This is a genomic window from Paracoccus sp. J56 (assembly GCF_019633685.1).
GTDB classification, from domain to species: Bacteria; Pseudomonadota; Alphaproteobacteria; order Rhodobacterales; family Rhodobacteraceae; genus Paracoccus; species Paracoccus kondratievae.
Genome location: NZ_JAFL01000054.1, coordinates 1 through 8,901, shown reverse-complemented (window position 1 = coordinate 8,901; position 8,901 = coordinate 1). Strand labels below are relative to the sequence as shown.

General features: G+C 61.1%; 11 protein-coding genes. 5 read left to right on the top strand and 6 right to left on the bottom strand.

The features are described from left to right. From M511_RS18575 to M511_RS18555, 5 genes are all read right to left on the bottom strand, one after another. The coding region (locus tag M511_RS18575) for a helix-turn-helix domain-containing protein (RefSeq protein WP_139824633.1) at window positions 1–202 on the bottom strand (202 nt) is incomplete at its 3' end. Window positions 203–319: 117 nt separating this feature from the next. Continuing rightward, window positions 320–817, bottom strand: coding sequence for an acyl-CoA dehydrogenase family protein (locus M511_RS18570; RefSeq protein WP_240547708.1), 498 nt, complete (start codon window positions 815–817; stop codon window positions 320–322). 13 nt (window positions 818–830) lie between these two features. Next, window positions 831–1,616: a branched-chain amino acid ABC transporter permease gene (locus M511_RS18565; protein WP_085503197.1), complete on the bottom strand. Its 786-nt coding sequence runs from the start codon at window positions 1,614–1,616 to the stop codon at window positions 831–833. Further along, a complete protein-coding gene (locus tag M511_RS18560) occupies window positions 1,616–2,125 on the bottom strand; it encodes an ATP-binding cassette domain-containing protein (RefSeq protein ID WP_085503195.1) in 510 nt (169 codons plus the stop codon). The genes M511_RS18565 and M511_RS18560 overlap by 1 nt, the downstream gene beginning before the upstream one ends. A gap of 222 nt (window positions 2,126–2,347) precedes the next feature. Next, window positions 2,348–3,250 carry a LysR family transcriptional regulator gene (locus M511_RS18555; RefSeq protein WP_085503193.1) on the bottom strand — a complete coding sequence of 301 codons (903 nt, stop codon included), beginning with the start codon at window positions 3,248–3,250 and terminating at the stop codon, window positions 2,348–2,350. A gap of 109 nt (window positions 3,251–3,359) precedes the next feature. Here M511_RS18555 and M511_RS18550 point away from each other — a divergent pair, with 109 nt between their 5' ends. Continuing rightward, on the top strand, window positions 3,360–4,133 hold the full coding sequence (locus tag M511_RS18550) for an SDR family oxidoreductase (RefSeq protein ID WP_010400177.1): 774 nt from the start codon (window positions 3,360–3,362) through the stop codon (window positions 4,131–4,133). Between the two features lie 18 nt (window positions 4,134–4,151). On the opposite strand, the gene M511_RS18545 is transcribed toward M511_RS18550, so the two are convergent. Then, the gene (locus tag M511_RS18545) at window positions 4,152–4,748 is read right to left on the bottom strand and encodes a hypothetical protein (protein WP_085503191.1); all 597 of its coding nucleotides are present in this window, start codon (window positions 4,746–4,748) and stop codon (window positions 4,152–4,154) included. Window positions 4,749–4,841: 93 nt separating this feature from the next. Between M511_RS18545 and M511_RS18540 the strand changes: the two genes are divergently transcribed. The 4 genes from M511_RS18540 to M511_RS18525 all read left to right on the top strand — a co-directional run bounded on the left by M511_RS18540 (window position 4,842) and on the right by M511_RS18525 (window position 8,845). Next, complete coding sequence (locus M511_RS18540) at window positions 4,842–5,519, top strand: helix-turn-helix transcriptional regulator (RefSeq protein ID WP_085503189.1); 678 nt, start codon at window positions 4,842–4,844, stop codon at window positions 5,517–5,519. Window positions 5,520–5,674: 155 nt separating this feature from the next. Next, window positions 5,675–5,962: a hypothetical protein gene (locus M511_RS18535; RefSeq protein WP_010400173.1), complete on the top strand. Its 288-nt coding sequence runs from the start codon at window positions 5,675–5,677 to the stop codon at window positions 5,960–5,962. A gap of 336 nt (window positions 5,963–6,298) precedes the next feature. After that, complete coding sequence (locus tag M511_RS18530) at window positions 6,299–7,783, top strand: inorganic phosphate transporter (RefSeq protein WP_010400172.1); 1,485 nt, start codon at window positions 6,299–6,301, stop codon at window positions 7,781–7,783. Window positions 7,784–7,912: 129 nt separating this feature from the next. After that, window positions 7,913–8,845, top strand: a complete 933-nt coding sequence (locus tag M511_RS18525) for an IS5-like element ISPpa3 family transposase (RefSeq protein ID WP_085502451.1) — start codon at window positions 7,913–7,915, stop codon at window positions 8,843–8,845. Window positions 8,846–8,901: the final 56 nt, after the last annotated feature.

Below are 8,901 nucleotides of genomic sequence, written 5' to 3'. Positions count from 1 at the left end.
CCGCCTCCAGCCAGCCCTCGATGATCGGGATGAAAGGATCAAGCTTTGGCCGCCTGACCTCGGCCGTCCGTCGGTAGCCCGGTGGCACCGAGAAGGTCATCATCTTCGCAACCGTGTCACGCGAGATGTTGAACACCCGCGCCGCTTCCCGCTGGCTCATGCCTTCCGCGCAAGCCTGGCGAACTCTCAGATATAGGTCCACGCTGTAAATCCTCACGCCCTCCCTGCCGCCGCAGAAAGGGAATAGGTGGACGACTTTTACGCCGCCCGCAGCAGCACCAAGCCACCGCTACCGTGGACGAATTTCCCACCGCCGTTCTCACACATGGTCGCCTTTGTCAGTGAATTTGGTATTGAACTCGGCAGCTCGTTTGGTGCCGAACTCGGAAAAAGCATTGCCAAAACGCGCGCCCTTCAGCACCTCGCTAAAAAGCAGTTCTTGCTGGGGGCGTTCCGAGACGGTCCGTATCGCAGAGACGACGCCCAGGTGGTTCTGAGGGATCTGACCAAGCGAGGGATCGGCCTCGGATATGATCGTAATAACCCGGTTGATCACGACCCAGGACAGGTCGGCACCGCCGAACTCCTTTGGCACATTGATTGCCCACAGCCCGGACTGAGAGAATGCGTCAAGCTCGGAGACCGGCCAGATGCGGTCACGGTCGCGCTCGGACGCGCCCTTTTCGAACTCGGCGGCAAGGGTTTTGGCGACCTCGATCGCCTCATCGGCGGTCCGGATGATATTGGCCGGGGTTGCGGGACGGGAAACCGGAGGAACAGGATTGCGCTCGGCGCCGCTACGTTGATGAACAGTCATTGTCTTCTCCGTATCAACTGGGGTGAATCTCTTGCGTGCCGCCCAGATAGGGCTCTGCAAGTTTCTTTGGGGTGCCGACCGGCAGGCCGGCGAGGATGGAACCAAAGCCGCCCAGAACCAGAACGGGCAGGGCCTTCAGCACGATCAGCGACAGGCTGAACTGCGCGCCCAGCCGTGCGCCCCACAAAAGCCCGGCGGCCAGCGCGACAAATCCGGCCGCTGTCCAGACCGTCGCCCAGGTGCGGTCAAGCCTTAGACCGACAGCGAGCCCGGCGAACTGGTCGTCGGCAACTGCGCGAAATCCAGGGCCCGTGCGGGTGAAGCGAAAGAAAATCGTCAGCACCGCAAACATCGCCGCCGCGACCAGGTCGAAGGTCGGGATAAAGATGCCGCCGATCTCAAAAGATGTGTTTGAGATGCCAAGGGCCAGCCGGTGGACCTGCGTGCCCCAGATCGGCTGGGCAAGCCCCTCGATCACGTAAGAAAGCCCCGATGCCGCCATGAACAGCACCATGGGCGAGCGGTTGGCAAGCGGGCGTAGCGCCGTGCGATCGATCACAAAACCCAGCACCGTCATCACGATCAGCGTTGCCGCGATGGCGAGGGGAAAGGGAAATCCATGTTCGACAGGGCTGACAAAGGTCAGCGCCGCGAACAGCACCATCGCGCCCTGGGCAAAATTCAGCACACCCGAGGTTTTGCAGATCAGCACGAAACCTATGGCGGCCATGGCATACATGACGCCAGACAGCAGGCCGCCGATGGTGACTTCGAGGAAAAAGGGGAAAGCGTACCCCATCACGCGGCCTCCGCCCCCAGACAGGCGCGGATGACCTCGGGGTCGTGCCGGACCTCGGCCGGTGTGCCGTCCGCGATCAGCACCCCATGATCCAGCACCGCAATCCGGTCCGACAGCCGCATAACGACGCAGATGTCATGTTCGACCAACACGATGGCCAGACGCAGATGCGCGCGGGCCCGCTCGATCTGCTGGGCCATGGTGGCTTTTTCCGTGCTGGTCAGCCCGGCCATCGGCTCATCCAGCAACAGCACACGCGGCCTGACATGGCGCAGGCGCTGCCCGTCGATGATCACATGGCCGGATTGCGGGCGACAGAGCCCGCAGATCACGTTCACGCGCGAGGATTTCCCCGCCCCGTTCGGCCCGATGACCGAGCGGACCTCTTCTGGCTGGACCTGAAAGCTGACCTTATCCAGCACGGTAAGGCCGCCGGATTGCAACCTGATCTTTTCCACGGCCAAGGCGGCGCCATGCGGCGGTCCATGACCCGATCTTTCCTCTGTCATCGCCGTCCTGTCACACCAATCGCCATTTGCTTCCCGCCCGCAGGAAACACGGCATGTTTGGTCGACATTAAGAGGGCGCCTGATCCCGAGGCCATTCTAAATTCGGGAAGGCCACAGCAAAGAAAATCCGCTCGCCCAGCCCTGACTGGTAAGATCATCCCAGGCTGAAACGGGCCGCATCCTGATTGCGCAGCAATATCAAAGGCCCATCATTCCAAGGTCTTAGAATATAATCTGCGCCTGTAAAATACTGTCCAGCCAGTCGGCAAAAACCTGCATCCGACGCGAGAGATGCTGACGGTGAGGATAAAGCAGCGTCATCGGCATGGGCGCGGCCCGATGCGCCGGCATCACCTCGATCAGCTCGCCTGCCTCAAGATGCGGTCTGACGTCATAGGCCGGGATCTGGATCAGGCCCAGACCAGCAAGGCAACAGGCGATATAGGCCTCGGCATTGTTGACCGTGACCCGGCCACGCATGGCAAGCCGGTGCGTCGTGCCGGTTTCGATCCATTCCCAATCCTCGATCCGCCCGCTTGAGGGCGAGGCATAGTTGACCGCGTAATGGTGGGTCAGATCGGCGGGTGTTTCCGGTACGCCATATCGTTCAAGATAGGCGGGGCTTGCGACGTTGATCAGGGCAAGTTTCCCGATTGGCCGGGCGATCAGGCTGGAATCCTCCAGCTCTCCGACCCGCAGGACACAATCAACTCCGGCCTCGACCAGATCGACCGCCCGGTCGGTGACGCCCAGATCGACATCAATGCCCGGGTAGCGATCCAGAAATTCAGGCAGGGCAGGGGCAATGATCAACCGCCCGATCCGGCCCGGAACGTCGATCCGCAGCCGCCCCGAAGGCTGGATCAGGGATTGCCTGAACAGGTTCTCGGCCTCATCGACATCGGCAATCAGGCGCTGGCATCGCTCATAAAACGCCAAGCCATCCTGCGTCGGCGCGACCTTGCGCGTGGTGCGATGCAGCAACCGCGCCCCGACCCTTTGTTCAAGTTCTTGCACTGCGGCCGAGACCGAGGATCGCGGCATACCAAGCAGGTCCGCCGCGCGGGTAAAGCTTGCGCAATCGACAACGCGGGTAAAAACCCGAAACAGGTCTATACGATCCAAATAGTTTGCCCAATTGTTCTGGTATACTGACAAGTGATGTCAGAATGGCTGCCTTTATCGTCAAAATCCAGACGATAGGTTTTCCGCATATCAAAAGCGGAGCCGAGATATGACTGATCACAGCATCAAGGGTAAGACTGTCGTTATTGCGGGCGGGGCCAAAAACCTGGGCGGGCTGATCGCACGCGATCTGGCCGCGCATGGGGCAAGGGCGGTGGCCATTCATTACAACAGTGCCTCGACCAAAGCAGACGCCGAGGCGACGGTTGCCGCGATCAAGGCGACCGGGGCCGAAGCCGTCGCGTTTCAGGCCGATCTGTCCACCGCCGCGGCGATGGAAAAACTGTTCTCTGATGTCACTGCTGCTATCGGCAGGCCTGACATCGCCATCAACACCGTCGGCAAAGTGCTGAAAAAGCCTATCCTGGAAATCACTGAGGCCGAATATGATGAGATGAGCGCGGTCAACGCCAAATCGGCCTTTTTCTTTATCAAAGAGGCGGGCCGGCACCTGAATGACAATGGCAAGATCTGCACGCTGGTCACCTCGCTGCTGGGGGCCTTTACGCCCTTCTACGCCAGCTATGCGGGCACCAAGGCCCCGGTTGAGCACTTCACCCGCGCAGCCGCCAAAGAGTTTGGTGAACGCGGCATTTCGGTGACTGCGATCGGTCCGGGACCGATGGACACGCCCTTCTTCTATCCGGCCGAGGGTGAGGACGCCGTCGCCTATCACCGGACGGCGGCGGCGCTGTCGAAATTCTCGAAAACCGGGCTGACGGATATCGAGGATATCGTGCCCTACATCCGTTTCATGGTTTCGGAAGGCTGGTGGATGACCGGCCAGACCATTCTGGTCAACGGCGGCTATACCACCAAGTAACCCGGGCTTCAGCCTGCTTCAAAGGATCGAGCCGAACTCCATGCTGATCGGCTCGATCAGGGCAAGGAAGGCTTCGCAGGCCGGGATTCCTGTCCAGCTGGCGCAGATGGCCTGTGCCTGCGCTTGCGTTCCGGCAAAGGCGATGTCCATGTAGGTCCCGTCCTGCAGCCGGATCAGCCGCTGTCCGCGCCACCCCGGCTGACGACAAAGATGATCCGCGATCATCCTGTCATGAGCCATGCGCAGATCCGCTTCGTTTACGCCGGGGCGCAGGCGAAACTGGCCGATCTCGATGCCGCTTCCCGGTTGCAGCAGGGCCAGCCCTCCGCGTGGAGGCGCGTAATGGCCGATGCCGCCAAATTCGGTGATCGAGGCACGGAATCCGGAAAAATCTTTGCCCTTGCCCACCACTTCTGCTGCGGCCTCGGCGGATTGCGCATTTTCCCAGATCACTAGATCGGTCCGCATGCCCCGGTCTTTGCAGCCGCTGAGGGCGAGCCACCCAGAAAATCCCGGCAGGCGCGCCGCCTTTTCCTGCGCGCCGTCGCGCTGATAGTCTGCCTCATCGGGATTGCTGACCTTGTAGGTGACGATCTCGATACATTGTCCGGTCATGGGCCTTTGGCTCCTTTTACTATCAGTTGTCATCCCGACCGTTTCTAGCGATCCCCCCTGACACCTGTTGTCAGGGGTGTTAGAGACGGCGAGATGAAAACGCTCCGGCTCTTTGCGCTGCTTGATCAGTTGCGCCTGGCGCATCGCCCGGTCTCATCTGAGGTGCTGGCCGGGCGTCTTGGCGTGTCCCAGCGCACCATCTATCGCGACATCGCCAGCCTTTTGGCTATGGGGGCGCCGATCCGGGGCGAATCTGGCATGGGCTATCAGCTTGAAAAGGGTTATTTCCTGCCGCCCCTTCAATTCGACCCAGATGAGATGGAGGCGATCATGTTAGGCCTGCGTCTTATCAGCGCGCGCGACGGGGCAGGGCTAAAGGACGCGGCCGAACGTGTTTCGGGCAAACTGGCCGGGACTATGGGCGCGGATCGGGGTGAGCTGTTTCGTGCTTTGCCAATGCTTGCGGTCACCCGCCAGCGCGCCGGTGATGAACTGGCGGCAAGATGGGCTGACCTTTTGCGCCGTGTGATACGGCAGCGGCGGATCATCCAACTGAATTACCGTAACCTTGATGAGCGTGAGAGCTTGCGCCGGGTCCATCCGCTGGGCTTGACGATCTTTGACGAGGCCTGGCTTTTGACCGGCTGGTGCGAACTGCGCGAGGATTTTCGTAATTTCCGGCTGGATCGCATTACCAGCGCCATTGAGACGGGCGAGACATTTCCGTTGCAGCCCGGTCGAAGGTTCAGGGACTATCTCGTCCAGCTATAAGGTGCGCGGATCCGGTTGGGGCACACGCTTTCACCGGTATGAGTTGCGAGCGTTTTTCAGCGCCGTTGTCGGGCCTTGTCCTGCACCTCTGACGCAAGCCATTCTGCCGGGATAGAGTGCGCAAGCCGGAGACCGGGAAATTGAGCAGGCTAAGAATGCGGATCTGGCAATATCTCGCGATGATTTTCATCGGGGCCTTGCCTGTGCTCTCGGTCCTGCTGGCGGGTCTCATTGCCTCGATAAACGGGTGCAGGCTGGATGAAGGTTCAGCCCATGTCTGCATGGTGTGGGGGCGTGATATCGGCGGGGTGCTTTACACGATGACGGTCATCGGCTGGCTGGGGCTGATCTCGGGCTTGCTGGTGATCGCGGGGCTGCTTGGGCTTTGCGCAGAGCTGATCCTTGCCGTGGGGCGCAGACTGTTTTCGCGTCGGGGCGGGTGAGCTGCGCTAACGGACCAATCACCAACCTCCAGGCACTTGCCATGACCAAGCGGTCAGGGCGGATATCCTTACCTTCTCGTTTCCAGGGGTCTGGCTACCAGGGGGAAGGTAAATCCTCATAACTCAAGATATGCCGACGGGCGTCAAAGGCCGGCTCCGGTGAGATGATAACATACGGGACGGCTCGACTCCCACTGACCGGCATGATCGCGGCGATTTCACCAGCGACCGCCGATGGCGTGATGCGGGTAAGGCAACTATGCAGCTTCTTTTATCTGATCCGCCTTGCCAGATTGATGAATCCTGCCTAGCACCCGGCGAAAAGAAAGGCGGAACATGTCTGACAAGGATCTTGAGCCTCGGCACCTGGAAACACTGGACCGCGATCTGGGTCGTTTCGCAAATCTGGAGGCGGCAGCCGCCTATGTCTCGCGGCCTCTGGTGGCGCCCGGCATCGCGCTTGTCTTCATCATTCTGGCCGGGTTGGCTGCGGTAATGATGCTGGGACAGAGCAGCAGGATGCTGGTCGTTGTCACCGCCGCCGTGTTTGGCGCCTATATGGCTCTGAACATCGGTGCCAACGATGTCGCAAACAATATGGGGCCGGCGGTGGGGGCCAATGCGCTTAGCATGGGCGGGGCCATCGTCATTGCGGTGATCTTTGAAAGCGCGGGCGCGCTGATCGCCGGTGCCGACGTCGTCTCGACCATCTCAAGGGGCATCGTCGCGCCCGAGGCGCTGGACACACCTGCAACCTTTGTCTGGGCGATGATGGCAGCACTGCTTTCCTCGGCTCTGTGGGTTAACCTGGCGACCTGGATCGGGGCGCCGGTATCGACCACCCATGCCGTGGTCGGCGGGGTCGTCGGCGCGGGCCTTGTCGGTGCCGGTATCGGTGCGGTGCAATGGAATCAGATGGCTGCAATCGCGGCAAGCTGGGTGGTGTCGCCACTGCTGGGTGGGTTGGTGGCAGCAGGCGTTCTGTGGTTCATCAAGAGCCGCATCATCTATCGCGATGACAAGATCGCGGCCGCCCGGGTCTGGGTTCCGGTTCTGGTCGGCGTCATGTCGGGCACTTTCGCCGCCTATCTGGTGATGAAGGGGCTGAAGCAGATCATCCACATCTCGATGGGGCCGGCTTTGCTGCTTGGCCTCATTGTGGGTGCCGCAAGCTGGCTGCTGATGATCCCGGTCACCCGTCGTCAGTCCGAGGGACTGGAGAATCGCAACAAATCCCTGAAGGTGCTGTTCGGCATTCCTCTGGTCGCGTCGGCAGCTCTGCTGAGCTTTGCCCATGGCGCGAACGACGTTGCCAATGCGGTCGGTCCGCTGGCAGCTATCGTGCAGACTGTGCAGACCGGCAATCTGAACGACGATGTGACCATCCCGCTGTGGGTGATGCTGATCGGTGCCTTTGGGATTTCCTTTGGCCTTAGCCTGTTCGGACCCAAACTGATCCGCATGGTCGGGAGTGAGATCACCAAGCTGAACCCGATGCGCGCCTATTGTGTCGCGCTGTCGGCAGCGGTCACGGTGATCCTCGCCAGTGCGCTGGGGCTGCCGGTCAGCTCGACCCATATCGCGGTTGGCGCGATCTTTGGTGTGGGTTTTTTCCGCGAATGGGACGCCGAGCGACGCCTGAAACAGGCCCGCATGGCCATCCCAGGCGAAGACAGCATCCCCGCCGAAGAGCGCCGTCGCCGTAAATTGGTCCGCAGGCTGCATGTGCTGACCATCGGGGCGGCTTGGGTCGTCACTGTTCCAGCCGCGGCGCTTCTGTCGGCGCTTCTGTTCCTGATCTTGCGGCAGATTCCGGTCTGACCGCAAGGAGCGCGGGCTGTGCCTCCGCCTGCCGGGGCACTCGGGTGATTTGCCTGACAGAGGGCGTTGTTGCAGAACTCCGTTTTCTGAGGGATTCACACTGCGAATCCAGTGGGCTAAGGGGCGAGTATGAGCAAGCCTGAGCCGACCCGCTACCGCACGATGAACTGGAAGTCCTACAACGATGCCTTGAAGCGGCGCGGGTCCCTTCTGATCTGGCTGGACAAGGACATGGTTTGGCGCGCACCCAAATCCGGATGCAATGGTCGGCCGCCGGTCTTCTCTGATGCCGCGATCCAGTTCTGCTTGATGGTGAAGGTTCTGTTCGGCCTGCCTCTCCGGCAAACGACAGGGATGGTGGCGAGCATCCTTTCGATGGCCGGGCTCGACTGGCGGGTGCCCGATTTCTCGACCCTGAGCCGCAGGCAGAAGCGCATCACGGTTCAGATCACGAGCCGCCGTGCGCCGGGGCCGCTGAACCTGCTGGTGGACAGCACCGGGATCAAGTTTCTTGGTGATGGGGAATGGCTTGCCCGCAAGCATGGCCCGCATCGCCGACGCCAATATCGTAAGGTTCATCTGGCGATGGACACGGCTACAGGTGACATCCGCGCCGTCGAATTCACCACAAGCCGTGAAGGCGACAGCCCTGTTCTGCCCGACCTGCTCAACCAGATCCCAGAGGATGAACAGATCGGCACCGTCACCGGCGACGGTGCCTTTGACACCCGACGCTGCCACACCGCGATCCTGGATCGAGGCGGCACCGCCATCATCCCGATCCGGCGGAATGGCCGTCTCTGGAAGGAGGATTGCCCCGCCGCCAGGGCGCGCAACGAGATCCTCCGGGCAACCCAGCGCTTGGGCAGGGCCATATGGAAGCGCTGGTCAGGTTATCACGTCCGAAGCAGGATCGAGGCAAGGATGCGCTGCCTCAAGGCCTTCGGTGAACGCATCTCATCACGAGACCCGGACCGCCAGACCGCCGAAATCCATATCCGCATCGCCCTCATGAACCGCTTCAATGCCCTCGGATCCGCCGAGATCAAACGCGTGGCATGAACTCAACGCGAAAAGGGGAAACTGCGCTCACACACTGACTTCTGCAACAACGCCGG

Excerpts from the sequence above, each read along its gene's own strand:
- M511_RS18570 (WP_240547708.1), bottom strand. The coding sequence starts at position 817 with ATGACTGTTCATCAACGTAGCGGCGCCGAGCGCAATCCTGTTCCTCCG.
- M511_RS18565 (WP_085503197.1), bottom strand. The coding sequence starts at position 1,616 with ATGGGGTACGCTTTCCCCTTTTTCCTCGAAGTCACCATCGGCGGCCTG.
- M511_RS18560 (WP_085503195.1), bottom strand. The coding sequence starts at position 2,125 with ATGACAGAGGAAAGATCGGGTCATGGACCGCCGCATGGCGCCGCCTTG.
- M511_RS18550 (WP_010400177.1), top strand. The coding sequence starts at position 3,360 with ATGACTGATCACAGCATCAAGGGTAAGACTGTCGTTATTGCGGGCGGG.
- M511_RS18545 (WP_085503191.1), bottom strand. The coding sequence starts at position 4,748 with ATGACCGGACAATGTATCGAGATCGTCACCTACAAGGTCAGCAATCCC.
- M511_RS18540 (WP_085503189.1), top strand. The coding sequence starts at position 4,842 with ATGAAAACGCTCCGGCTCTTTGCGCTGCTTGATCAGTTGCGCCTGGCG.
- M511_RS18535 (WP_010400173.1), top strand. The coding sequence starts at position 5,675 with ATGCGGATCTGGCAATATCTCGCGATGATTTTCATCGGGGCCTTGCCT.
- M511_RS18530 (WP_010400172.1), top strand. The coding sequence starts at position 6,299 with ATGTCTGACAAGGATCTTGAGCCTCGGCACCTGGAAACACTGGACCGC.
- M511_RS18525 (WP_085502451.1), top strand. The coding sequence starts at position 7,913 with ATGAGCAAGCCTGAGCCGACCCGCTACCGCACGATGAACTGGAAGTCC.